Here is a 22088-nt window from a genome sequence, read left to right as displayed (position 1 = left end):
CTCCTAGTAGAGAAATTAGCAACTTTCCGATAATTGGTAGCTCAAGCCTATGAATAAACCGCCGAAATCACGGATAAGAATGAATGCGGCCCTTTGTAGACTTGCATATGAAGATTCGGTCGAGGCACTCGCCCGTCTTGCTGCTTATTCAACATCCCGTCCACTAAAAATATTCGGTTATGGCGAATACTACACAATCTCGTCTGAACTCTGCAAAAAAGACCTTATCGTACTGGCAATTTCTATCAGGCGTCTGGCTGAACTTACAAAAAGCCAAGATATCTTGAAGGCTCATGAATTTGTCCATCGGATGCCAACCTCTTCCTCCCTATCGACGGATCACAAGATTTCCTGCTGGAAATTAATAGGAAACATAATCCACAGCGTCGAAATTGAGATCATCAAAGATGTTGGAATGCTCCTCTACGGTTATACAGACATACTGAAAGTAATGGAGAACAAGGAAGAAATAGACGTCGCAATAACACTGAAATCGGACAAAGACCCGGAGAAATTATTGAGATTAAACGACTTCATAATAGAAATTAACAAATACCTCGAAGAAGCAAACGACATACTTTCCGACAATGGAATTTTTCTCGGATCAGCATACGAGTAAGGCCGGAGCTTGCGCTCCGACCCTCCAATCCGGCTATGCCGAAAAGCTTAGTTGACCGACTTGTCGACCAGCTTGTTTTTGCCGATCCAGGGCATCATGCCGCGCAGCTTGGCGCCGACTTCTTCGATCTGGTGGCTGTCGTTGTTGCGGCGGATACCCTTGAAGCGGGCAGCACCCGAACGGTATTCCTGCATCCACTCGGAGGTGAACTTGCCGGTCTGGATGTCCTTGAGGACGCGCTTCATCTCAGCCTTGGTTTCTTCGGTGATGATGCGCGGACCGGTGACGTATTCGCCCCACTCGGCCGTGTTCGAGATCGAGTAGTTCATGTTGGCGATGCCGCCTTCATAGATCAGGTCGACGATCAGCTTCACTTCGTGCAGGCACTCGAAGTAGGCCATTTCCGGCGCGTAGCCGGCCTCAACCAGCGTTTCGAAGCCGGCGCGGATGAGCTCGACGAGACCGCCGCAGAGAACGACCTGTTCGCCGAAGAGGTCGGTTTCGCACTCTTCGCGGAAGTTGGTTTCGATGATGCCCGAACGGCCGCCGCCGACGCCGCAGGCGTAGGAGAGAGCAAGTTCAAGCGCATTGCCGGAGGCGTTCTGGTGAACGGCAACGAGGCAAGGAACGCCGCCGCCCTTCTGGTATTCGCCGCGAACCGTGTGGCCCGGGCCCTTCGGAGCGATCATGACGACGTCGACCGAAGCCTTCGGCTCGATGAGGCCGAAGTGAACGTTGAGGCCGTGGGCGAAAGCGATCGCAGCGCCGTCACGGATATTCGGAGCGATGTCGGCCTTGTAGATGTCGGCCTGCAGTTCGTCCGGGGTCGCCATCATCATCAGGTCGGCCCAGGCTGCAGCTTCGGCAACGGTCATGACCTTGAAGCCGTCGGCTTCGGCCTTCTTGACCGTAGGGGAGCCGGCCTTCAGCGCGATCACAAGGTTCTGTGCGCCGCTGTCCTTCAGGTTCAGCGCGTGAGCGCGGCCCTGCGAACCGTAGCCGATGACGGCGACTTTCTTCGACTTGATGAGGTTGAGATCGGCATCACGATCGTAATAGACGCGCATTGTTTGTCCTTCCCTTTGCTTGTCTGTGTGCAGATTTTAAATTGTCAGACGGTCGCTGCTGCTTCCGCCAATACCTTCTCCGTGCCGTAAAGCTTGAGGAAGGCGCTGACCGCCTTCTCAGCCTGACGGCTCGTATCCTTCAAACCGGGCTCGCCGAGCAGCATGCGCACATGCAGATCGGAGACGATGAGCCCATAAAGCGTGTGATATGCTTCGTCAGCATCGGTAAAGCGCAGTAACCCTGCCCGCTTGCCGGCGTCGATGAGACCGATGGCACGGCGGTCGATCTGCCGGCGCCCGCGCTCCAGCAGGAGCTTACCGAGCTTGGAGCCGTCGCGGTTCGATTGGCCGATTGCCAGGCGGTTCAAGGCAAGCGAGACGTCGCCGGCCAAAACCTCCAGCAGGTCGCGGGCGAAAATGACGAGGTGGTCATGCAGGCTTGCTGTATTCAGTCGCTCGCCATTGCGCTCGAAGGTGCGAACTTTGCTGGCCTGATAGGTAATCATCGCAGACAGCAGGCCATCGCGGTCGCCGAACCACTTGTAAAGACTTTCCTTGGAGCAATTGGCCGCGCGTGCGACGCCGGAGGTCGTCAACGCCTTCTCGCCGCCGTCGACGAGCAGACGCAGCGCCTGCTCCAGAACTGCGTTCTGGCGCGGCGAAAACTCGCTCGACTGTCCTACTTCGCTCAGCACGATGGCCACTCCCAAATGCGTACCGTACGGTACGGTTCGCGGCGCTTTATGCAGGACACCGATGCAGCCGTCAAGCGGAATTCGTTGCTGCACTGCGTTAAAAGAGAGTGCTTGCCAGGACTGCTAAACGGTGGCAACTGCCACGAGCCGGTCAGTTGTCGAGAAAGCTTGACGCAAATGATCGGTCAGAAACATCACCTACTCGGCCGCCACCGCATTGTTGCGCATCGCCTCGACATCCTTCAGAGGAGGAAGACCGTAGAGACGGCTATATTCGCGGCTGAACTGCGAAGGGCTCTGATAGCCAACACGGTGCCCGGCAGAGCCGACATCGAGCTGCTCGACGATCATAAGCCGCCGCGCCTCATGCAGCCGAAGCTGCTTCTGATACTGCATCGGTGATAGGGCCGTAACAGTCTTGAAATGATGATGGAGCGAGGAAACGCTCATGCCGACACGCTCGGCGAGTTCCTCGATGCGCAACGGCTGTGTATAGTTGCCGCGGAGCCAGGCGACGGCACGCGCCACCCGGTTGCTCTGGCTCTCCGCCATCGCGATCTGCAGCAGCCGAGGGCCATTCGGACCGGTCAGCAGACGATAGAGGATTTCCTGCTCGATCAATGGCGCCATAGCCGGAATATCTTCCGGCCGATCGAGCAACCGGAGCAGCCGCAGCGAAGCATCCAGCAGTTCCGGCGAGGCCGCATTGACCGCGATGCCACGCACAGGCTCGGCAGTCAGCGCCTGCTTCGGAATGCTGACACGCGACAGCAACTCCTTCAACCGTTCGCTGTCGAGCGCCATGCCAAAACAAAGATAAGGCGCATCGCTGCCGACATTGGTTACCTGTGTCGAGACCGGAAGGTCGAGCGCGGTCAAAATATACTCGCCGACCCCGTAATTGTAGGTCTCGGCGCCGATTGTCAGGTTCTTGCGTCCCTGGACCACGATTGCAAAACAGGGCCGATAAGCCCCATGCTGCCACACGGTCGCGGCCGACTGCCGGTAGAGATTAAGATTGTCTATCGGCGTACGGTGTTCGCCGTCGCTCGGAGCGAAACGTGCAACGATCGATGCGAGTTCCTGATTGGGATTGAAAGGCAGTGTCATGCGCAACCAACTGTTTTCGAGCAGATATCGATGTCTATCTAGGTAACACCGTTCGATCGCGAAAGACCTGCCGCGCATTTAGATTCGCAGGATCGTACATAAAGCTTGCAGGATCGCTCTAACGCTGTGGCCCGGTCCTGATGCATGGTGGGCCATCTAAATTCTACTCCCAACCCATCCGAAAAGATAAGGAAATCTCCCATGCCTATCGCAAAGGGTTATGCAGCGACCGACGCGTCCAAGCCGCTCACGCCATTTACTTTCGAGCGCCGCGACCCGAACGCGGACGACGTTGTCATCTCCGTCCAATATTGCGGCGTCTGCCATTCCGACATTCACCAGGCCCGCAACGAATGGGGCGGCTCGAAATATCCGATGGTGCCGGGCCACGAAGTTGCCGGTGTCGTGACCGCCGTCGGTTCCGAGGTCACGAAGTTCAAGGTCGGCGACCGCGTCGGCGTCGGCTGCTTCGTCGATTCCTGCACGACCTGCGCCACGCGCGACCTCGACTACGAACATTACATGCCGGGCCTCGTTCAGACCTATAACGATGTCGAGGCCGACGGCAAGACGCCGACTTTCGGCGGTTATTCCGACTCGATCGTCGTCAAGGAAGGCTACGTTCTCTCCTTCCCGGACAACATTCCGCTCGATTCGGGCGCACCGCTGCTCTGCGCCGGTATTACGCTCTTTTCGCCGCTGCGCCACTGGAAGGCCGGACCGGGCAAGAAGGTCGCGATCGTCGGCATGGGCGGCCTCGGCCATATGGGCGTGAAGCTGGCTCACGCCATGGGCGCCGACGTCACGGTTCTCAGCCAGACGCTGTCGAAGAAGGAAGACGGCTTCAAGCTGGGCGCGAAGGACTACTACGCCACCAGCGATGCCGAGACCTTCACCAAGCTCGCCGGCACCTTCGACCTGATCATCAACACGGTTGGCACGGCGATCGACTGGAACGCCTATCTGAACCTGCTGAAGTATGATGGCAGCATGGTGCTGGTCGGCGTTCCCGAACATGCGGTTCCGGTTCATGCCTTCTCGCTGATCCCCGGCCGCCGCAGCCTTTCCGGTTCCATGATCGGCTCGATCAAGGAAACCCAGGAAATGCTCGACTTCTGCGGCGAGCACAACATCGTCGCCGAGATCGAGAAGATCGACATCCAGGAAATCAACGAGGCCTACGAGCGCGTGCTGAGGAGCGATGTCCGCTACCGCTTCGTGATCGACATCGCTTCGCTGGCATAAGCCGAAAAGGGCGGCGTCCGATCCGGACGCCGCCCTTCCTTTATTCTTCGCGAATGCTTTTATTCTTCGCGCGTGCTTTCCCGCTGCGTGATCAGCCGGGCACTGTGCTGCCGGCTGATATAGATCCACAGCCAGCTCCAGGCGACCGCGATGCGCCAGCGAACGCCGATCAGGAAGTAGATGTGGGCAAGGCCCCATACCCACCAGGCGATCCACCCCTTGAGCTTCAGCCAGCCGAAATCGATGATAGCGGCACTCTTGCCGATCGTCGCGAGGCTACCCTGATGCCTGTAGCGGAACGGCCCCGGCATCGGCTTACCCGCCAGTTTCGCCCTGATCACCTTGGCAACATAGTCTCCCTGCTGCTTGGCTGCCGGAGCGATGCCCGGCACCGGACTGCCATCTTCGCGCAAGACCAACGCCGTATCGCCAATGATGAAGATATTGTCTTTGCCCGGCGCCCTCAGCTCCTTGTCGACTATGGCGCGGCCGGCGCGGTCGGCGGGAATGCCGAGCCATTTCGCCGCTGGCGACGCCTCGACGCCAGCCGCCCAGACGATGGTGCGGCACGGCACGAAGCTGTCGTCGATCGTCACGCCTTCGGCGCTGCAGGAAGTCACCGGCTTACCGAAGCGGAGTTCGACGCCTAGAACCTCTAGTTCCCTGCGAGCATAGTCGGAAAGGTCTTCGGCAAAGGCTGCCAATACCCGCGGCCCGGCCTCGACGAGGATGATCTTTGCCTTGCGGGTGTCGATATTGCGGAACTCCTTCGGCAGCGTCGTTCTTGCCAGCTCGGAGATGATACCGGCAAGCTCGACGCCCGTGGGACCCGCGCCGACGATCACGAAGGTCAACAGCGCCTCGCGGGCCCCCGGATCGGTTTCAAGCTCCGCCTGCTCGAAAGCCAGGAGAACGCGGCGGCGAATGGTCGTCGCATCCTCCAGCGTCTTCAGACCGGGCGCCACGGGCTCCCATTCATCATGACCGAAGTAGGCGTGGGTCGCACCCGTCGCCAGCACCAGCGTATCGTAACCGATCTTCTGCCCGTCCTTCAAAAGAACCTCACGCGCATCACTATCGACACCGACGACTTCCGCCAGCAAGGTTGTCACTTCTGGCCGATCCCGGAAGAAGCTGCGGATCGGCCAGGCAATCTCGGAAGTTGCGAGCAGAGTGGTCGCGACCTGATAGAGAAGCGGCTGGAACAGATGATGATTGCGCCGATCGATCAGCGTGATGCGGACGGGAGCACCTTTCAGATCGTTGACGAGCTGCAATCCGCCAAAGCCGCCTCCGACGACGACAATGTGATGATCCTGCATGGCAACACCTCATGGCTACGCTTCGGGAAAAACGTAGGGTTGAGAAGGATAAGCAGCAACTATCTTTTCTGCATGGCACCCCTGCGACTGTTACGCGCCATTGTGCCTACCGTGCGTATCCGACCGGAACGGACGAGCCGCTTTTCAGTTCCTCCATCGAGATCGATGCGGAAACATCGAACAGTTCGACCTTGCGCACGAGCATCTTGTAGATGACGTCATAATGCTCGACACGCGGCAGAACGATCTTGAGGATATAATCGTAATTGCCTGTCAGCCGATGCGCCTCGACGATCTCGGGGATATCACCGATGACTTTGCGGAAGGATTCGATCCACTCGTCTGCGTGATGCGCCGTCTTGATCATCGCATAGACCGTGGTTGGCACACCCATCTTCTCGCGGTCGAGCACGACGATGCGTCGGGCGATATGCCCGCTTTCCTCAAGCCGCTGTATGCGGCGCGAGCAGGCCGACACCGACAGGGCAACGCGATCGGCAAGTTCGGTGACGGAGATGCCGGCATCCGCTTGCAAAAATTCGAGAATCTTTCGGTCGCGTTCGTCCAGCATGTGCGGCGATCTCCATATACACGCCGTTATTTTGCACATAAATCGAAAAATGCGCAAACATTTGCAGATAGATCTTGATAAGCTTCAAAAAACGCAAACATACGGCGGATGAATCACCGCACTATTCCTCCCATCAAAATCTACGAGCGGAGAACAGCATTATGCGCACCATTGGCCTGATCGGCGGCATGAGTTTCGAGAGTTCTGCAGTTTATTATCGCCTGATCAATGAAATGGTCCGCGAGCGGCTGGGCGGCCTCTCCTCCGCCGAACTGGTGATGTACTCCGTCAACTTCGAAGAGATCGTCGCCTTGCAGAAGGCTGGACGCTGGAACGATGCCGCCGATCGCCTCGGCGATGCCGCACAGCGCCTGGAGGCCGCCGGGGCAGAATGCGTGCTCATCTGCACCAACACCATGCACCTGATAGCGCCTCAGGTTGCCGAACGCGTTTCAGCTCCACTCATCCATATCATCGATGAGACTGCAGCGGCCTTGAAGGCCGCCGGTAGGGTCAAGCCGCTGCTGCTCGCCACCCGCTACACGATGGAACACGGCTTCTATGCCGAGCGTATGGCTGAGAACGGCGTCTCGATCATGGTCCCCGGTCCCGAGGATCGCACCGTCACGCACGATATCATCTTCAACGAACTCTGCGCCGGCATCATCAAGGACGAGTCGCGCCGGAAGCTGAACGGCATCATCGAGCGTGCTAAAGCTGAAGGCGCCGACAGCGTCATCCTCGGCTGCACCGAGATCTGCCTCATCCTCGATCCGAAGGTACTGATGCTGCCCGGTTTCGATACCACGACGATCCACGCCGAAGCGGCTGTGGACTTCGCGCTCGCGAATGAAAAGAGTAGTAAGAGTTGCGCCGCCTGACTTCAAACAATTTACTTGACTGAGTCCAATAAATAATGGACATCGTCTTCTATAATGAGGAGACGATGCCATGCCCCCCGCTGTCGAATTCACCACCATCGATGCCATTCGCGACTTCAATCGCTTCTACACGAATTTTCTTGGCGTTCTGAACAAGGCCTATCTCGACAGCCCCTACACGCTGACGGATGTGCGCGTGCTGTTCGAAGTCGGCTTTCGCGGCGGTGTTGCCGCCTCGGCGCTGACGCGTGACCTCCATCTCGACCCCGCCTATCTCAGCCGTATCGTCAAGCGCTTCCGCGAGGATGGTTTGGTTGAGACGACGCCCGATCCGACCGATGCACGGAGCCAGGTCATAAAGGTCACCGATAAGGGACAGGTGCAATTCGAGGAATTCGTCCGCCGCTCACGCGCGCAGATCGCCGGATATTTCGAAAAACTTGCGATCGGAGAACCAGAGCGTGTCGCGGCGGCAATGCGGACGATCCAGGACACGCTCGGCGCCGGTGAAACGAGTAAACCACCCGCCATCATCCGCAACCATCGAGCGGGGGACATCGGCTGGATCGTACAAAGCCAGGCACGTTTTTACACCGAAGAATTCGGTTGGGACGACCGCTTCGAGGGATTGGTGGCCGAAGTCGCCGGTAAATTCCTGTCCAATTTCAATCCGCAGAAGGACCGATGCTGGATTGCCGAACGAGGCGGCCTGAATGTCGGTTCGGTCATGGTTACCGATGGCGGTGACGACACCGCAAAGCTGAGGCTGCTCTATATCGACAAGACCGCGCGCGGCCTCGGCCTCGGCAAGCTGCTGGTTGATGAATGCATCCGCTTCTCGCGCGATGCCGGCTACAAGAAACTATCGCTTTGGACCAACGATATTCTCGATGCGGCACGGGCCATCTACATCAAGGCGGGCTTCAGGCTTGCGGCGGAGGAAAGACATCGCATGTTCGGTCCGGAACTGAACGGCCAGACCTGGGAACTCGATCTCTATCCCGAGCCGGATACTCTACCGAGCCCGCTTCCTAAAGCCCGAGATTTCCAGTAGTCCTGGATCGAAAGCTCGGCATAATTTGGGCGGGCGGGAAGACCCCATGAACAGAGAGGGTTCCCATGGCTCTTTACGTCCTCTCTTCAGTAGGTGATCGGTAGTTTGCGAACCGAGCAGGCTGCCACTCTCAGCCTTCGTCCGCCTCCACGATTTAATGCTGTGGTGATTGGCGGTTCTGCCCATCCGATGCCGCAAGGACGACGTTGCGCGCGTGGATCAAGACAGATTTGAACTCGTCTGAGGAAACCTCCACAAATCCGAGTCCCCGGAGCAGAAAGATACCTTCAACGGCCAGGAATGCCTGACGGACTTCGGCAAACTTCCCTGATTTCGATCGCAGCGGATCGAGCAGTGTGCGATAAAGGCTCCGCACTGGCTCAAGCATGCCCGGAGCATGAACCAGCGCAGTTACAAGGAAGGCCGCCATTCGGGTCGAGGCATCATCCTCTTTAAGAGCCTCCTCAATATGCGCGAGGACCAATTCGATAGGATCAGCGGACCTGTCGCCAACACGGTGACGCACCGCCTGCTGGAAGCGAGTGATTTCCCGTTCTAGCGCCGCGTATATCAATTCATCCTTCGTAGCAAAGCTGTAGACGAGCCCGCCTTTGCTGATGCCGGCCCGCTCTGCGACCGCATCAAGCGTTAGATTTCGGCCATTGGAATCGAGAATGACGGCCTCGGCCGCGTCCAAAATCCTGTCTCGTTCGATTTCTTTTTTCCGGGCCATAACAACCTCTTGATTTTCCGACTGGCCAGTCGCATATAATTTTCGACTGTTCAGTCTGAATTAATTTCCGACTATACGGTCGGATTAGCACGGCAGTAGCCGTGCTGCAAGATTCCTTCCTAGCTAACCCTTAGGACTCGATGAAAGGACCTAAAATGGAAAATCACTTACCCGCCGCAGCGCTCGGTCACTTTGTTATGAAAGTGGAAAATATCGGGGCGAGCTATCAATTTTATATCGGGCTAGGCCTGCGCCCGTTCGGCACATTTCCCGGACTGGCGGTCGTTGAAATGCGTGGTGGTACGCATTTGCTACTGTTTCAAAAAGACGACGATCAGGTTTCGACCTTGCAAAACAGCCACAATGGCCAGAGGCCAGATTTTAGCGGCGAAAAAATAGATCTGATGATCGCAGGCCACGCCAAAGCGGATCTGGAACACTACAGGGTCAGCCTGATCGATAAGGGATATTCACCATCAACCATCGCGGACAGTGAGCTATACGGTCATCATTACTTCTCGCTACAGGACCCCGACGGCAATGGGATCAGTTTCTACACCAGCCACAGCGGCGACGAGCCCGTTTGATATTTCAGTCAGTTACATTCGCCGACAGGAAACTTCTCACTGCTGACGACATCAATGTCATGAACTAAGGCCGCACGTATCGAAAGTCCGCGTGTGGACCAACATTGGCAAACCTTCCGAGCCGTGTTTCACATGGCTCGGCTTTTCGTACCGTGCGGCGGAACCCTCGAGCTGGCTTTCGAACAGCCTCGAAGTGTCTGTACGAGGGGTTGCCCGAAACCGGCCCGGGTCGAGGAAGTAGGCCATTGGAAAGGTGGGTGGGTAGACAGCCACTTAGTTGAACCATATCCTCGATGCACCCTCTATTTGCATCGAGCCGTTTTCTATGACCACCGAAATCCGGATAGAACCCATATCAACCGAGTACATCGAAGGTTTTCACAAGGCGCTCGATACGGTCGCGCGTGAGCGGGAATATCTGTCGCTGCTCGAAGCCTTTCCGCTGGAAAAAACACGCATTTTCGTGCTTGGCATGATCGAAAAAGGCAATCCGCAGTTTGTCGCCTTAGATGATGAGAAGGTGGTCGGCTGGTGCGACATCAGCCGTCATGGCTTTTCCTCCCATGCCCACGCCGGCAAGCTCGGCATGGGCATCTTACCCGCCTATCGCGGCCGGGGGTTGGGACGCCGATTGATAGAGACGACGCTGATCGCCGCGCGTAATGCAGGAATGGAACGCATCGAACTCAGCGTGCATTCCGACAATGACAGGGCCATCGCGCTCTATGAGAAAGTTGGTTTCGTCCGAGAGGGCCTTGCCCGCAATTCTGTGCGCATAGACGGCCGCTATAAGGACGCGATCCACATGGCGTTTTTCCACGAGTAGCGAGACCAGTCGCAGTCACTATTCTTCCGATTCTTGCTGCGGCGCAAAAATTCGCTTGATTTGGAAACGATCATTTCCTAAAAGAGCAACATGACAATAGACACACTCGACATCGCACCGAAGCTTCGTGGACGCCCGCGTGAATTCGACATGGATTCCGCGCTGGACGAGGCCCTGCGCGTTTTTTCCGAGCGCGGCTATCATGCCGCCTCGATCAGCGAATTGACCGAGGCCATGGGCCTGACCGCAGGCAGCGTCTACAAGGCTTTCGGCGACAAGCGCGGCGTCTTCCTCGCCGCGTTCAACCGGTATCGCCAGGTCCGCCAGCAGCTCATCGACGAGACGCTTGCGGAAGCTCCAAATGCTCATGAAAAACTTCGTGCCTTGGTGATGTTCTTCGCGGAGGCCTCATCCGGGGAGATCGGCCGCCGCGGCTGCCTCGTGGTCGGAAGCGCGACCGAGCTTGCGCTTTTCGACGAAGAGGTCGCCGGTCGCGTCGGCGTCGCCTTCGATTTCGACGAAAGACGCATCCTCAATCTGATCCGTCTCGGGCAAGAGGATGGCTCCGTGCCGAAGCATGTCGATCCGGAAAGTACCGCCTGCACCCTGCTGGCCCTGACGAAGGGCATGCGCGTGATCGGCAAGACCGGCCGCAAGACCGAACAGATGCTCGCCGTCGCCGAGACGGCCATGAAACTGCTGAACTGATTTTCATTGAGATTTCGGGGAACATAACCCCGCCCCTATTGAGGACGAGACATGCCCGCAACTGCCGCCGCCAGACGGGAGAGCACACCGCTCCCGGAAAAGACCCTTTCACCACTGCTGACATTCATGTTCGCCGCCGCCTGCGGACTGGTGGCTGCCAATCTCTATTATGGCCAGCCGCTTGCCGGCCCCATCAGCCAGTCGCTCGGCTTCAGCCCGGCGGCGACCGGCCTCATCGTTACGTTGACGCAGATCGGCTACGGCCTCGGTCTCCTACTGATCGTGCCGCTCGGCGATCTTCTTGAGAACCGTAAGCTGGTGCTGACGCTGGTAGCGTTATCCGCCATCGCGCTCATAGGCGCCGCTTTTGCCTCCTCGCCGTCGCTGTTCCTGCTCGCCTCGCTCTGCATCGGCCTTGCATCCGTCGCGGTGCAGGTCCTTGTCCCTTTCGCCGCCCATATGGCGCCTGACGCCAGCCGCGGCGCTGTCGTCGGCAATGTCATGAGCGGCCTGCTCGTCGGCATCATGCTGGCCCGTCCGGCTGCGAGCTTCCTGTCCGAGCTTCTCTCCTGGCACGCGGTCTACATCATCTCGGCCGGCGTCATGATCGGGCTGATCGTTATCCTGCGCCTCGTTCTGCCGACCCGCGTGCCCCATACGAAACTCCATTATGGGCAGCTGCTGTCCTCCATGGGCCACCTCGCGCTCCGCACACCGGTCCTGCAGCGGCGTGCGCTCTATCAGGCCTGCATGTTCGGCGCCTTCAGCCTCTTCTGGACGACGACGCCGCTGCTGCTGGCAAGCCCGGCTTTTAGTCTAACACAGAATGGCATCGCCCTGTTCGCACTTGCCGGCGCCGCCGGTGCCGTCGCCTCGCCGATTGCCGGACGCGTTGCCGATCGCGGCTGGACGAAGCTTGCGACCGCCTTCGCCCTGGTGCTCGCCATCATCGCCTTCCTGATCGGCCATTTTTCCGGCAGCGGCTCGTTGCTGGCGCTGATCACGCTGACGCTGTCAGGCATCATGCTCGACTTCGGCGTCCAGACGAATCTCGTGCTCGGTCAACGCGCCATCTTCGCGCTCAGTGCCGAACATCGCAGTCGCCTCAACGGCCTCTATATGGCGACCTTTTTCGCCGGCGGCGCCCTCGGCTCGGCGCTTGGCGGCTGGGCCTATGCCACCGGCGGCTGGAACATGGCCTCCTGGATCGGCGTCGCCTTCCCGGTCATTGCGCTGCTTGCCTATCTGACCGAGAGGGAAAAATGATCACGACGGCTGCGGTACCGCCCGCCGCAGCCAGTCACATTCCCGCAAGCCTGCGCCGCGGAACGGGTCGATCAGCGTGCCGGAGACAATACCGGCTAGGATCTGCGGTGCGGGCGGCACTTTGGCGATGGTGGCGACCAACCGATCCCTGATCCAGGCCAATGCTGCCGAATCCGATTGGTAAAAGGGCGTGAAGGCGGCAGAGAGCAGCTGGAACAGCCGCACATGCATCCGCCGTGCCTTGGCATAGGCAGCAAGAGCAGCCTCGATGGTTTCATGCCCCGCAAGCGCATGCGCTAACGCAGCAACATCGAGCAACGCCATGTTGGCGCCCTGCCCGAGCTGCGGGCTGGTGGAATGGGCCGCATCGCCGACGAAGACAGTCCGCCCGCTATAGGGCGTCATCACAGTGCGATGGGCATAGCGTGCCAGCGTCAACTGATCCCAATCCGTGATCTGCTCCAGCAAGGGCTCGCATTCCGGCCAGTAATTACGAATCGTCTGTTTCCAACGCTCGAGCCCAAGCCTGCGCACCTCATCGGCGTCGGCGACTTTCAGGCTCCAGAACAGAGCCGCCTGCTTCGGCAAATCAGGCCTTCTGCTGGCGATCGGCAAGACGCCGATCATCACGCTGGCCTTGTCATAGCGCTGCGTCAGCGCCGCCTGATCTACGAGCCCATCCGGACAGTTGAGCGTCGCCCAGAAGGCGCCGTAGACGAGATTTCGTGCACGCGGCGCTACGCGCGATGCCGACACAAGCTCGGAGCGCGCACCACTGGCGTCGATGACGAGATCGTAAGGCCCGAGGCGCTCGTCGCCTTCGACAGAGAGATAGCTTTCATCGCCCTCCTCCGTCACACCGATAACCCGCTGCCCAGTATGAATCGGATGTCGCCGCGCAGAGACCTCATCGTAAAGCGTATCGAACAGGGCCGCACGATGAACGCCAAGCCCATAGCGCCCGCCTGGCAATGCATTGTAGCGCACATCGAGGACGATGCGGCCGCGGGTGGTTTCCGTGCCGAACAGGCGGTCGATGCGGTTGCCGGCGGCGTGGATAGCCGGACCAAGTCCGAGCGATTCCAGCACGGTCAATCCCGTCGGCTGCAGCATCAGCGCGGAGCCGACAGGGGCCGGGCTATCGAACCGTTCGATGATATCGGTCGTATGGCCAGCGCGAGTGAGAAAGAGGGAGGCGGCAAGACCGGCAGGTCCGGCGCCGATTATGGCGATCTTCAACGGCTTCACTGTGACGGCTCAGTCCGGCGATTGATCGAAACGCGCTCTTGCGGCCTTAACGGCTTCATGATTGGCCTCGGCCCAATTCAGAAGCAGCGCCAGCGGCTCGTAAAGCGAGTAGCCGAGATCCGTCATGCGGTATTCGACGCTTGGCGGCTTCGTGGGAAAGACCTCGCGATCGACATAGCCGTCGCGCTGGAGGTCGCGCAGCGTTTGTGTCAGCATGCGCTGGGAAATATCGGGCACCAGGCGGCGCAACTCGCCAAAACGATACGGTCGTTTAGCTAGTGTTTCCAGCAATAGCACCGACCATTTTCCACCGATCTGCGAGATAAGGTCCCGCACCGGACAGTTGCTGAAATCGAGATTGCTGAGATCGACGTCGCGTAACGGTGGATCTATGCTGTCACGCAGATTGACGACGGCGCTGGCTGCCATGCCGGTTCCCTTTTGGTAACTTGGAGCCGAAAAACTGCCTCCTTTACAGCGTGAAGTCAATTCCTATTCTAGTGCTAGTCTCTTTTTGAGAGCAACAAAGCCTCTGCGAATTTGCGGCGGTCCAACAAGGGAAAACATATGAGCAGCACTCTTCTCGTCACCGGCGCTGCCGGTAAGCTTGGCCAGCGCGTCATCCATCACCTGCTGGAGACATACAAGGTTGCTCCCGGCCGCATCATCGCCGCCACGCGCAGCCCGGAGAAGCTTGCCGATCTCGCCGCCAAAGGCGTCGTCACCCGCAAGGCCGACTTCGATGACGCCGCCAGCTTGTCCGCTGCCTTCACCGGCGTCGACCGGCTGCTGATCATCAGCACCGACGCGCTCGCCGTGCCCAGCCTGCGCCTGAAGCAGCACACGGCTGCTGTCGAAGCCGCCAAGAAGGCTGGCGTCAAGCATGTTCTCTACACCTCAATGCCAGCCCCCGAAGGTTCGCTCGTCAGCTTCGCGCCCGATCACCTCGGCACGGAAAACGCCATCAAGGCAAGCGGCATCGGCTACACGATCCTGCGCGACGCCTGGTATTTCGACAACTACCTGATGGGCCTGCCGCACAGCCTCGACACCGGTAAATGGTACACGGCAACCGGCGGCGGCCGGGTCAGCAACATCAGCCGCGAAGATTGCGCACTCGCCATCGCCGCAGCACTGGCTTCCGATGCAACAGAAAGCGTCACCTACACGCTGACGGGCTCGACTGCCGTCACCATCGAGGACGTCGCAAGCGTCGTGAGCCGGATCACCGGTCGTCCGCTCGAAGTCGTTCAGGTCAATGACGAACAGCTTGCCGCCGGCCTCACCGGCGCCGGTCTGCCGAAGTTCGTGGTGGACATGCTGGTCTCCTCCGAAGCCAATACCCGCGCCGGCAAATTCGACATTCTCACCAACGACTTCAACAAGCTCACAGGCAAGGAGCCGCAGACGCTGCGCAGCTTCTTCGAGGAACACAAGGCCGCGTTGGCTGGCTGAGTTTTGGCGAAGGTCAGGTGAGACTTCGTTTGCCGCACCCTTGCGCCTGGCCCCTCACCCCGGCCCTCTCCTCGCAAGCGGGGCGAGGGAGTTTTGGTGCTTCGTGCGCAAGCTCTAATCGAGTGATGCCGCCGCCATTTTGCGCTGTCGTCCCTTCTCCCCGCAAGCGGGGAGAAGGCTAGGATGAGGGGCCAGGCCAGAAGGCGCGGCAACAACAAACTTGCCCGACCAGCCCAAAGCCATCCCCCATCAAACCACCTGACCGCAAGCCCGACGGAAGCGGCGCACCGTTTCGGCCATGCCATATTCCAGCGCATCGGCGGTCAGCCCATGGCCAATCGAGGTCTCCGCGAGCTTCGGAATGCGCTTCAGCAGCGCCGGCAGGTTGGCAACAGTCAAATCGTGGCCAGCATTGACGTCGAGGCCGTTGGCAAAGGCTGCATCGGCGGTCTTGCCGAGCGCTTCGAGGATGACGGCAGCCTTCTGCGGATCATCATAGCAGCCGCCGTAAGGGCCAGTGTAAAGCTCGATGCGATCGGCGCCGACTTCCCTCGCGATCTTCACCGCCTCGGCATCGCCGTCGCCATCGGCAAACAGCGACACACGGCAGCCGATCGTCTTGTACTTGGCGACGACATCGACCAGCAGCTCGCGATTCTCACGAAAATCCCAGCCATGATCCGAGGTCGCTTGTGCCGGATCATCGGGCACGAGCGTCACCTGCTCAGGCTCTGCCGAAGCACAGAGATCGAAGAACTCGTCGCTTGGATAGCCCTCGATATTGAATTCCGCCTCCGGAAACTCGTCATCGATCAGCGCACGGATGTCTGGCAGGTCGGAAAAGCGCACATGCCGCTGATCGGGACGCGGATGAACGGTCAGACCGCTGGCGCCGGCGGCAAGCGCGATGCGTCCCAAGCCCGTGACGCTCGGCCAGGGAAGATCACGCCGGTTGCGCAGCATCGCGATGGCGTTGAGGTTCACGGAAAGCTTGGCGGGCATGGTGGAAATCCCTGATTTTCAAAGCGGATAGTAGCACCCGTTTTATGCCATTATCGCCAGCAAAACCAACGAGATTCCGACATCTATCCATGCAAAACTTTGATGGCAACACGGCACATGTGTCACCACATAGTGACGCCCCATCAAGGAGCTTGAAGCCATTAGCGGACGATGGTCAGCGTCTCGGCGGCGCGGGTAATGGCCGTATAGAGCCAACGCTCCCGCGTATCGCGGAACGCCCAGCTCTCATCGAATAGCACCACGTTGTTCCACTGCGAACCCTGGGCCTTATGCACCGTCAGAGCGTAGCCGTAGTCGAATTCGTCATAGCGCTTTCGGGTCGACCACGGAATCTCGCCCTCGACATCCTCGAAGGCCTGCTTCAAGAGCTTGATCTTCGCGGCCCCGCGATCCATGTCGTCATCTTCCGGGCGCACCAGCAGATTGATGCCCGGCTTTGTCGTTTCTCTGGAAGACGTCATCACCTGCCAGAGCGAGCCGTTGAGCAGCCCCTTGGCGGGATCGTTGCGCAGGCAGACCAGCTTGTCGCCGGATTGCGGGTACTCCGCAGTAAATCCTTTCAGCTCGCGCAGGCGCTGATTGTAGCGCCGCCGCGTCCTGTTGGTGCCGACGAGCACCTGATCGGCCTCCAGCACCAGCGGCTGTGTGACCTCGTTTTTCGAGATCACCTGCGCGGTGCCATAGTCGCCATGCATGATTTCCTTGCCCTCACGCACCTGCATGGCGAGCTGGATGATCGGATTGTCGCGGGCCTGACGATGAATATCCGTCAGCAGATAATCCGGCTCCTCGTTCGTGAAGAACCCACCGCCGGAAACGGGCGGCAGCTGCCCGGGATCGCCAAGGACGAGAATGGGCGTGCCGAAACTCATCAGATCCTTGCCGAGCGCTTCGTCCACCATCGAGCATTCGTCGACGATGATCAGCGCAGCCTTGGCGACCGGGCTCTGGCGATTGATGGTGAACATCGGAGCGATCGACGTCTTACCCGTCTCCTCGTCCTCGACGGCTTCCTCGCCGCGCGGCCGGTAGATCAGCGAATGGATGGTCTTGGCATTCGAGGCGCCGCGCGAGCGCAGCACCTGAGCCGCCTTGCCGGTAAAGGCCGCAAACAGCACATCGCCATCCACATGCTCGGCAAAATGCCGCGCAAGCGTCGTCTTGCCCGTGCCGGCATAGCCGAACAGACGGAACAACGGCGAACGCCCCTCTTTCAGCCAGTTTGCGACGGCCTTGAGCGCTTCATCTTGTTGCGGCGCGAATTGCATGGATCGACTTGGCAGGATTCGGCTGATGGAAGCAAGCGGTAAAAAGCCAGCGCCGCCGCGAGCGCTCATGTCGCATAGTGAGGATCGCTTTCCAACACGATCGGCTTGCCATGCGGCGTTGCCTCGGCCGCACGTTGCCAGCTTTGCTGTAAAGCCACAATCGCGTCGGCATCGGCAATGCCCTTCGCGACCAGCAGCCCTGACAAAGCAGCCACCCAGCAGTCGAAATAATCGCTGCCGTCAATCGCTCGGCCCGGCTTGTGCAGTTCCGCCGACAACTGCTCCGCCCATTCGCTCCAGGCAAACAGGCCGTTCTCATGCAGATGAACGGTCATGGCGAAAGCCTCTGCCGCCCAGGGTTCGGGAAAGACCGGCTCGCCATCGGCAGATTTCGGCAACTGCGGCGATTGCGCCAGAGGCGACGCGATCTCACACGCGCTCAAGATAGCTCTCCCAGGCATCGATCGAGACCGTCAGAGAGGGATCAGCTCCGTCGCCCCAGATCTCCACACCCTCGAAGACGACCGTATAGACCCATTGGGGATTTTCGCCCCGGCCATGGGCATTGTCGTCGGGGAAGACGAAGGAGCCCTGCACTGCCTCGACGACACCCATCTTTGCGCGGGCATAGCGCGGCAATCTGGTATGACCGGTCGGATTGAAGTTCCTAGTCCGCACATGATCGCCGACGGCAAAGAGCGGTGCAGTATCGAGCGGCCGATCGCAGGGGCCGCCCTTGGCCAAGACGCCATCGGCCATATCGGCCTTCAAAATTCGCTTCGGCGCCCTGCCCTGTTCGAGCGAATGGCCGCTGCGCAACTCCTCCGCCGTGGCAAAACCATGCCGCTCCAGCAGCATATCGACGGCGCGGGTCCAGATCTCGTAGTAGCTGGCATCCAGATAATCAGCAGGTGGAATGTTTTCGCGTGCATGCCGGCTTTCATCGATACTCCAAGCGCCAAAGGCACCGCAGGAGAGCGTGATGCCAAGCGCACGCTTTTCCCATTCGGCATGGAAAATGGGCTCGTTCTGTTCCGGCGCTACGGGGCCGAAGCCCATCTGGCCGCCGAGATCATGGGGGCCGTTCATAGCGCAGCCTCAGGTGTCTTGGCGACCGCCGTGCCGATCATCGCGTCACGGCTGACGAGATCCGCCAGCGCCGCCTCGTCCATGCCTTCGGAACCAGCCGGCGGCTCGGGGATCACCAGATAGCGAAGTTCCGCCGTCGAATCCCATACGCGGATCTTCGTCTCCTGTGGCAGTGTCAGACCGAATTCGGCGAGCACGCCGCGTGGGTCGATCACCGCACGCGAGCGGTAGGCGGGCGCCTTATACCAGACCGGCGGCAGCCCGAGCACGGCCCAAGGATAGCAGGAGCAGAGCGTGCAGACGATCAGATTATGCGTTTCCGGCGTATTGAATACCGCGCGCATGTGCTCGCCCTGTCTGCCGGTAAAGCCGAGGCTTGCGATCGCCGCTGTAGCATCGCGCCGTAGCCAGTCGGCGAAATCTGGATCGCTCCAGGCTTTCGCCACCACCTGCGCCCCGTTACGCGGCCCGACCTTCGTCTCATAGGTCTCGACGATGCGGTCGATCGCCGCCGGATCGATCAAACCCTTTTCCGTCAGCATTGTCTCCAGCGCCTTTACCCGGGCCTGCATGTCCGAATAGTAGTTGTCGTGATGATGGTGATCGTCGTCATCATGCGAGTGGTGGTGGGACATGGCCGTCTCCTGTCTCTTTGCGCCTACTTTAACATCGGCCAGAGACTGAGCACCAGCAGAACGGCCATGGTTATGTTGAACCATTTCAGCCTGATGGGATCGGAGAGCCAATCGCGCAGGACGGAGCCGAAGCCGGCCCAGGTCGATACGCTGGGGACGTTCACAGCGGCAAATGCGAACCCGACGAGAAGGACAGTGAAGAGATATAGCTGCTCATTTGTGTAAGTGGCCATGGCGGTGATGGCCATCACCCACGCCTTGGGGTTGACCCATTGGAACGCAGCAGCGCTGATGAAACTCATCGGCTTTGCATCGCTTTCCGCCTCGCTCAGGCTGCGCGAGGTGCCGATCTTCCAGGCAATCCAGACAAGGTAAGCTCCCCCGGCGAATTTAAGCGCGGTATAGAGCACCGGCACCGTGTGCAGAAGCGCACCCAATCCCAATCCCACTGCAATCAGCAGCACAAAAAAGCCAACCCCGATACCGAGCATGTGCGGAATGGTGCGCCGGAAACCGAAGTTCACACCGGAGGTAAACAACATCATGTTGTTCGGTCCGGGCGTGATCGAGGTCGTGAATGCAAAAAGTAGAAGAGCCAGAAATGTATCCAGCGCCATGATGCCTCCCAGGACACCGTATCGTGACAAGACGGCATCCAAAATCCTTCGTCATGCGCGCAAAAATGCGACCGCGCATGGTCGTGCGACATTAGTTCGGCGGCCATACGAAAGCCATAGGGTGATTGTCACGGTGACATGACGGATGTCGATTGAAATCCGGTTGAATGCTCCTATCCTTCGGTTTTCTGCAATGAGGAATGACCATGCGCGAGCCCATCCCAACCGTCACCCTTCCCTCGGGCATCCAGGTTCCGGCGCTTGGCCAGGGAACGTGGAATATGGGGGAGAGCGCCGCGACTGCCAGGGACGAAATCGCGAGCCTGAAAACCGGCCTTGATCTCGGCATGACACTGATCGACACGGCGGAAATGTATGCCGATGGCGGTTCCGAAGAAGTGGTCGGCAAGGCGATCGAAGGGCGGCGCGATGAGGTCTTCCTGGTTAGCAAGGTCTATCCCGCCAATGCCAGCCGCAAAGGCGCAATCGAAGCCTGTGAACGCAGCCTGAAGCGCCTGAATACCGATCGCCTTGATCTCTATCTACTGCACTGGCGGGGAAGCTACCCGCTTGAGGAGACGGTGGAAGCTTTCGAAGGCCTGAAGGCTGCGGGCAAGATCGAAGCCTGGGGTGTGTCGAATTTCGATGTCGCGGATATGAACGACCTGTTTTCCGTGCCGAACGGCGGCAATGTCGCGGCCAATCAGGTGCTCTACAATCTCTCCCGGCGCGGCATCGAATACGATCTGCTGCCCTGGTGCCAGGAGCGCAGCATTCCGATCATGGCCTATTCCCCGATCGAGCAAGGCCGCCTGCTCCACCATCCCGAGCTGATCCGCGTCGCCAAGACTTATCAGGCGACCCCGGCCCAGATTGCCCTCGCCTTTCTGCTGGAGCGCGATGGCGTTATATCCATCCCGAAATCCTCGAACGCGCAGCGCATCGAGGAAAACCGTGACTCTGTCGATATCGATATTACCGATGAGGATTGGGCCGTGCTCGATGCTGCCTTCCCGCCGCCGTCGCGGAAGAAGTCGCTGGACATGCTGTAGGTTCAGGCAGCCGCCTTCTGCTGCGCGACGATCAGGTCGATCGCTTGGAAAACATCCATTTCACGCCAGTCGCTGGGATCACGATAGGTCGGATAAAGTGAAAAAGCGGCAGCGGCGATCTGATCGACCGTCCGCAGCTTCGTTCGACGTCCGGCGAGCGCAGCCTTGGTATGGACGCCGAAATGATCCTCGGTCACGCCCCACCCGGCATAAAACGGCGCGGCATAGCAGCGAACCGGAATGCCGCGCAGCAACGCATCGAAGCCAAATTGGCTGGAGACCGTCCAGACTTCATCGACGACTTCGAGGATCGACGCTACCGACACCTCGTCGCCGACAAGGATTGCATCGCCTTTCGAAGCGCCATCCGTAAGATGGCCCTTACGAAGTCCGGCCATCACATCCGGATGGGTGCGGATCAGGCATTGCGCACCGCTCGCCAGCCCGTCCACAAGCATCTTCTCGAAAGAAGTCTTTGAGCCGAGCGCACGGCCGACGGAAACGTCGCCGACGACTTGATCGACGAGCAGAATGCGCCGCTTCTTCGTTTGCTCGATGCGAGGCGGACGATGAGGAAGATGATTGTATTTCGAAAGCCTGTTGAGAACGATCTGCTCGCGAATGGCGCGGCCGAGATCTCCTGCCTCTCCCGCGCCCTCTATCAGCCGCTCAAGCCGTGACGGCCTGTTTGCATCGACGGGCAGGCCAAGATCGTCGATGACGATGGACAGTGGAATGGCGCCGGACTTGCCAAGCCCCACGGATCGGAGAAAACCATCTTCCAGATGCCAGTGCCGAAGGCGGCGGAAGCGGGCAATCCTATGAGCCACTTTGGCCGGCGCACGGCCGCCCCAGGAGACGACGCCGCCTATTCCGGGAGAAAGGATCGAAGCCAGTTTCTGCGAGCCGAAATAATGCCCAAGCCAGGGAAAATCGCCACGGACGAAGAACGCAGCGCCGAGACGCATATCATCAGGCGGATGCCATGGTTTTCTGCCGATCTCAGCCATTGTTGCC

General features: G+C 59.3%; 25 protein-coding genes. 10 read left to right on the top strand and 15 right to left on the bottom strand.

Features of this window, described 5'->3' with window-relative positions:
- The first annotated feature begins 79 nt into the window (after positions 1 to 79).
- Positions 80 to 619: a hypothetical protein gene (locus PH562_RS03505; protein WP_285171450.1), complete on the top strand. Its 540-nt coding sequence runs from the start codon at positions 80 to 82 to the stop codon at positions 617 to 619.
- A gap of 47 nt (positions 620 to 666) precedes the next feature.
- Here the strand turns inward: PH562_RS03505 and ilvC are convergent, their stop codons facing one another.
- The 3 genes from ilvC to PH562_RS03490 form a co-directional block, all read right to left on the bottom strand.
- The gene (ilvC, locus tag PH562_RS03500) at positions 667 to 1686 is read right to left on the bottom strand and encodes a ketol-acid reductoisomerase (protein WP_015340257.1); all 1020 of its coding nucleotides are present in this window, start codon (positions 1684 to 1686) and stop codon (positions 667 to 669) included.
- Positions 1687 to 1730: 44 nt separating this feature from the next.
- On the bottom strand, positions 1731 to 2381 hold the full coding sequence (locus PH562_RS03495; protein ID WP_285171449.1) for a TetR/AcrR family transcriptional regulator C-terminal domain-containing protein: 651 nt from the start codon (positions 2379 to 2381) through the stop codon (positions 1731 to 1733).
- Positions 2382 to 2579: 198 nt separating this feature from the next.
- Entirely contained in the window at positions 2580 to 3491 is a 912-nt protein-coding gene (locus PH562_RS03490; RefSeq protein ID WP_285171447.1) for an AraC family transcriptional regulator, read from the bottom strand.
- Between the two features lie 201 nt (positions 3492 to 3692).
- Between PH562_RS03490 and PH562_RS03485 the strand changes: the two genes are divergently transcribed.
- Positions 3693 to 4736 carry an NAD(P)-dependent alcohol dehydrogenase gene (locus PH562_RS03485; RefSeq protein WP_285171445.1) on the top strand — a complete coding sequence of 348 codons (1044 nt, stop codon included), beginning with the start codon at positions 3693 to 3695 and terminating at the stop codon, positions 4734 to 4736.
- A 59-nt stretch (positions 4737 to 4795) separates the two neighbouring features.
- On the opposite strand, the gene PH562_RS03480 is transcribed toward PH562_RS03485, so the two are convergent.
- Together PH562_RS03480 and PH562_RS03475 are read right to left on the bottom strand one after the other, a co-directional pair.
- A complete protein-coding gene (locus tag PH562_RS03480) occupies positions 4796 to 6058 on the bottom strand; it encodes an NAD(P)/FAD-dependent oxidoreductase (RefSeq protein WP_285171444.1) in 1263 nt (420 codons plus the stop codon).
- 106 nt (positions 6059 to 6164) lie between these two features.
- Positions 6165 to 6629 (bottom strand): Lrp/AsnC family transcriptional regulator, encoded by a 465-nt coding sequence (locus PH562_RS03475; RefSeq protein ID WP_285171443.1) that lies wholly within the window; start codon positions 6627 to 6629, stop codon positions 6165 to 6167.
- A gap of 161 nt (positions 6630 to 6790) precedes the next feature.
- On the opposite strand from PH562_RS03475, the gene PH562_RS03470 reads away from it, so the two are divergent.
- Positions 6791 to 7510 (top strand): aspartate/glutamate racemase family protein, encoded by a 720-nt coding sequence (locus tag PH562_RS03470; protein WP_285171441.1) that lies wholly within the window; start codon positions 6791 to 6793, stop codon positions 7508 to 7510.
- A 70-nt stretch (positions 7511 to 7580) separates the two neighbouring features.
- Entirely contained in the window at positions 7581 to 8564 is a 984-nt protein-coding gene (locus PH562_RS03465; RefSeq protein ID WP_285171440.1) for a bifunctional helix-turn-helix transcriptional regulator/GNAT family N-acetyltransferase, read from the top strand.
- Positions 8565 to 8718: 154 nt separating this feature from the next.
- Here PH562_RS03465 and PH562_RS03460 read toward each other — a convergent pair whose 3' ends face one another.
- Positions 8719 to 9297, bottom strand: coding sequence for a TetR/AcrR family transcriptional regulator (locus PH562_RS03460; protein ID WP_285171438.1), 579 nt, complete (start codon positions 9295 to 9297; stop codon positions 8719 to 8721).
- Between the two features lie 155 nt (positions 9298 to 9452).
- Between PH562_RS03460 and PH562_RS03455 the strand changes: the two genes are divergently transcribed.
- The 4 genes from PH562_RS03455 to PH562_RS03440 all read left to right on the top strand — a co-directional run bounded on the left by PH562_RS03455 (position 9453) and on the right by PH562_RS03440 (position 12684).
- A complete protein-coding gene (locus PH562_RS03455; RefSeq protein ID WP_285171437.1) occupies positions 9453 to 9884 on the top strand; it encodes a VOC family protein in 432 nt (143 codons plus the stop codon).
- A gap of 325 nt (positions 9885 to 10209) precedes the next feature.
- Complete coding sequence (locus PH562_RS03450) at positions 10210 to 10710, top strand: GNAT family N-acetyltransferase (protein WP_285171435.1); 501 nt, start codon at positions 10210 to 10212, stop codon at positions 10708 to 10710.
- Positions 10711 to 10800: 90 nt separating this feature from the next.
- Positions 10801 to 11418, top strand: a complete 618-nt coding sequence (locus tag PH562_RS03445) for a TetR/AcrR family transcriptional regulator (RefSeq protein WP_285171434.1) — start codon at positions 10801 to 10803, stop codon at positions 11416 to 11418.
- 51 nt (positions 11419 to 11469) lie between these two features.
- The gene (locus PH562_RS03440) at positions 11470 to 12684 is read left to right on the top strand and encodes an MFS transporter (RefSeq protein WP_113230575.1); all 1215 of its coding nucleotides are present in this window, start codon (positions 11470 to 11472) and stop codon (positions 12682 to 12684) included.
- On the opposite strand, the gene PH562_RS03435 is transcribed toward PH562_RS03440, so the two are convergent.
- Positions 12685 to 13932 carry an FAD-dependent oxidoreductase gene (locus tag PH562_RS03435; protein ID WP_285171431.1) on the bottom strand — a complete coding sequence of 416 codons (1248 nt, stop codon included), beginning with the start codon at positions 13930 to 13932 and terminating at the stop codon, positions 12685 to 12687.
- Positions 13933 to 13941: 9 nt separating this feature from the next.
- Positions 13942 to 14361 carry a winged helix-turn-helix transcriptional regulator gene (locus tag PH562_RS03430; RefSeq protein ID WP_285171430.1) on the bottom strand — a complete coding sequence of 140 codons (420 nt, stop codon included), beginning with the start codon at positions 14359 to 14361 and terminating at the stop codon, positions 13942 to 13944.
- A gap of 138 nt (positions 14362 to 14499) precedes the next feature.
- On the opposite strand from PH562_RS03430, the gene PH562_RS03425 reads away from it, so the two are divergent.
- The gene (locus PH562_RS03425; protein WP_113230572.1) at positions 14500 to 15387 is read left to right on the top strand and encodes an SDR family oxidoreductase; all 888 of its coding nucleotides are present in this window, start codon (positions 14500 to 14502) and stop codon (positions 15385 to 15387) included.
- 249 nt (positions 15388 to 15636) lie between these two features.
- Here PH562_RS03425 and PH562_RS03420 read toward each other — a convergent pair whose 3' ends face one another.
- The 6 genes from PH562_RS03420 to PH562_RS03395 all read right to left on the bottom strand — a co-directional run bounded on the left by PH562_RS03420 (position 15637) and on the right by PH562_RS03395 (position 20019).
- Positions 15637 to 16389: a pyridoxine 5'-phosphate synthase gene (locus tag PH562_RS03420; protein WP_113230571.1), complete on the bottom strand. Its 753-nt coding sequence runs from the start codon at positions 16387 to 16389 to the stop codon at positions 15637 to 15639.
- A 161-nt stretch (positions 16390 to 16550) separates the two neighbouring features.
- Positions 16551 to 17678 (bottom strand): ATP-dependent DNA helicase, encoded by a 1128-nt coding sequence (locus PH562_RS03415; protein ID WP_112605373.1) that lies wholly within the window; start codon positions 17676 to 17678, stop codon positions 16551 to 16553.
- A gap of 65 nt (positions 17679 to 17743) precedes the next feature.
- Positions 17744 to 18121, bottom strand: coding sequence for a nitrile hydratase accessory protein (locus tag PH562_RS03410; RefSeq protein WP_285171428.1), 378 nt, complete (start codon positions 18119 to 18121; stop codon positions 17744 to 17746).
- On the bottom strand, positions 18108 to 18767 hold the full coding sequence (nthB, locus tag PH562_RS03405) for a nitrile hydratase subunit beta (RefSeq protein ID WP_285171427.1): 660 nt from the start codon (positions 18765 to 18767) through the stop codon (positions 18108 to 18110). The genes PH562_RS03410 and nthB overlap by 14 nt, the downstream gene beginning before the upstream one ends.
- The gene (nthA, locus tag PH562_RS03400) at positions 18764 to 19402 is read right to left on the bottom strand and encodes a nitrile hydratase subunit alpha (RefSeq protein WP_285171425.1); all 639 of its coding nucleotides are present in this window, start codon (positions 19400 to 19402) and stop codon (positions 18764 to 18766) included. Before nthA ends, nthB begins: the two co-directional genes overlap by 4 nt.
- A gap of 23 nt (positions 19403 to 19425) precedes the next feature.
- Positions 19426 to 20019 carry a LysE family translocator gene (locus PH562_RS03395; RefSeq protein WP_285171424.1) on the bottom strand — a complete coding sequence of 198 codons (594 nt, stop codon included), beginning with the start codon at positions 20017 to 20019 and terminating at the stop codon, positions 19426 to 19428.
- 206 nt (positions 20020 to 20225) lie between these two features.
- Between PH562_RS03395 and PH562_RS03390 the strand changes: the two genes are divergently transcribed.
- Positions 20226 to 21071, top strand: a complete 846-nt coding sequence (locus tag PH562_RS03390) for an aldo/keto reductase (RefSeq protein WP_285171423.1) — start codon at positions 20226 to 20228, stop codon at positions 21069 to 21071.
- A 2-nt stretch (positions 21072 to 21073) separates the two neighbouring features.
- Here the strand turns inward: PH562_RS03390 and PH562_RS03385 are convergent, their stop codons facing one another.
- Positions 21074 to 22081 carry a capsular polysaccharide export protein, LipB/KpsS family gene (locus PH562_RS03385; protein ID WP_285171422.1) on the bottom strand — a complete coding sequence of 336 codons (1008 nt, stop codon included), beginning with the start codon at positions 22079 to 22081 and terminating at the stop codon, positions 21074 to 21076.
- Positions 22082 to 22088: the final 7 nt, after the last annotated feature.

It is taken from the genome of Rhizobium centroccidentale (assembly GCF_030182565.1).
GTDB lineage: Bacteria > Pseudomonadota > Alphaproteobacteria > Rhizobiales > Rhizobiaceae > Rhizobium.
This window is presented reverse-complemented; position numbering and strand designations above follow the sequence as displayed.

Coding starts and splice junctions, on each gene's coding strand:
- PH562_RS03485 (WP_285171445.1), top strand. CDS start 3,693: ATGCCTATCGCAAAGGGTTATGCAGCGACCGACGCGTCCAAGCCGCTC.
- PH562_RS03385 (WP_285171422.1), bottom strand. CDS start 22,081: ATGGCTGAGATCGGCAGAAAACCATGGCATCCGCCTGATGATATGCGT.
- PH562_RS03395 (WP_285171424.1), bottom strand. CDS start 20,019: ATGGCGCTGGATACATTTCTGGCTCTTCTACTTTTTGCATTCACGACC.
- PH562_RS03470 (WP_285171441.1), top strand. CDS start 6,791: ATGCGCACCATTGGCCTGATCGGCGGCATGAGTTTCGAGAGTTCTGCA.
- PH562_RS03465 (WP_285171440.1), top strand. CDS start 7,581: ATGCCCCCCGCTGTCGAATTCACCACCATCGATGCCATTCGCGACTTC.
- PH562_RS03505 (WP_285171450.1), top strand. CDS start 80: ATGAATGCGGCCCTTTGTAGACTTGCATATGAAGATTCGGTCGAGGCA.
- PH562_RS03420 (WP_113230571.1), bottom strand. CDS start 16,389: ATGCCCGCCAAGCTTTCCGTGAACCTCAACGCCATCGCGATGCTGCGC.
- PH562_RS03455 (WP_285171437.1), top strand. CDS start 9,453: ATGGAAAATCACTTACCCGCCGCAGCGCTCGGTCACTTTGTTATGAAA.
- PH562_RS03480 (WP_285171444.1), bottom strand. CDS start 6,058: ATGCAGGATCATCACATTGTCGTCGTCGGAGGCGGCTTTGGCGGATTG.
- PH562_RS03390 (WP_285171423.1), top strand. CDS start 20,226: ATGCGCGAGCCCATCCCAACCGTCACCCTTCCCTCGGGCATCCAGGTT.
- PH562_RS03415 (WP_112605373.1), bottom strand. CDS start 17,678: ATGCAATTCGCGCCGCAACAAGATGAAGCGCTCAAGGCCGTCGCAAAC.
- PH562_RS03450 (WP_285171435.1), top strand. CDS start 10,210: ATGACCACCGAAATCCGGATAGAACCCATATCAACCGAGTACATCGAA.
- PH562_RS03425 (WP_113230572.1), top strand. CDS start 14,500: ATGAGCAGCACTCTTCTCGTCACCGGCGCTGCCGGTAAGCTTGGCCAG.
- PH562_RS03445 (WP_285171434.1), top strand. CDS start 10,801: ATGACAATAGACACACTCGACATCGCACCGAAGCTTCGTGGACGCCCG.
- PH562_RS03490 (WP_285171447.1), bottom strand. CDS start 3,491: ATGACACTGCCTTTCAATCCCAATCAGGAACTCGCATCGATCGTTGCA.
- PH562_RS03460 (WP_285171438.1), bottom strand. CDS start 9,297: ATGGCCCGGAAAAAAGAAATCGAACGAGACAGGATTTTGGACGCGGCC.
- PH562_RS03430 (WP_285171430.1), bottom strand. CDS start 14,361: ATGGCAGCCAGCGCCGTCGTCAATCTGCGTGACAGCATAGATCCACCG.
- nthB (WP_285171427.1), bottom strand. CDS start 18,767: ATGAACGGCCCCCATGATCTCGGCGGCCAGATGGGCTTCGGCCCCGTA.
- ilvC (WP_015340257.1), bottom strand. CDS start 1,686: ATGCGCGTCTATTACGATCGTGATGCCGATCTCAACCTCATCAAGTCG.
- PH562_RS03440 (WP_113230575.1), top strand. CDS start 11,470: ATGCCCGCAACTGCCGCCGCCAGACGGGAGAGCACACCGCTCCCGGAA.
- nthA (WP_285171425.1), bottom strand. CDS start 19,402: ATGTCCCACCACCACTCGCATGATGACGACGATCACCATCATCACGAC.
- PH562_RS03475 (WP_285171443.1), bottom strand. CDS start 6,629: ATGCTGGACGAACGCGACCGAAAGATTCTCGAATTTTTGCAAGCGGAT.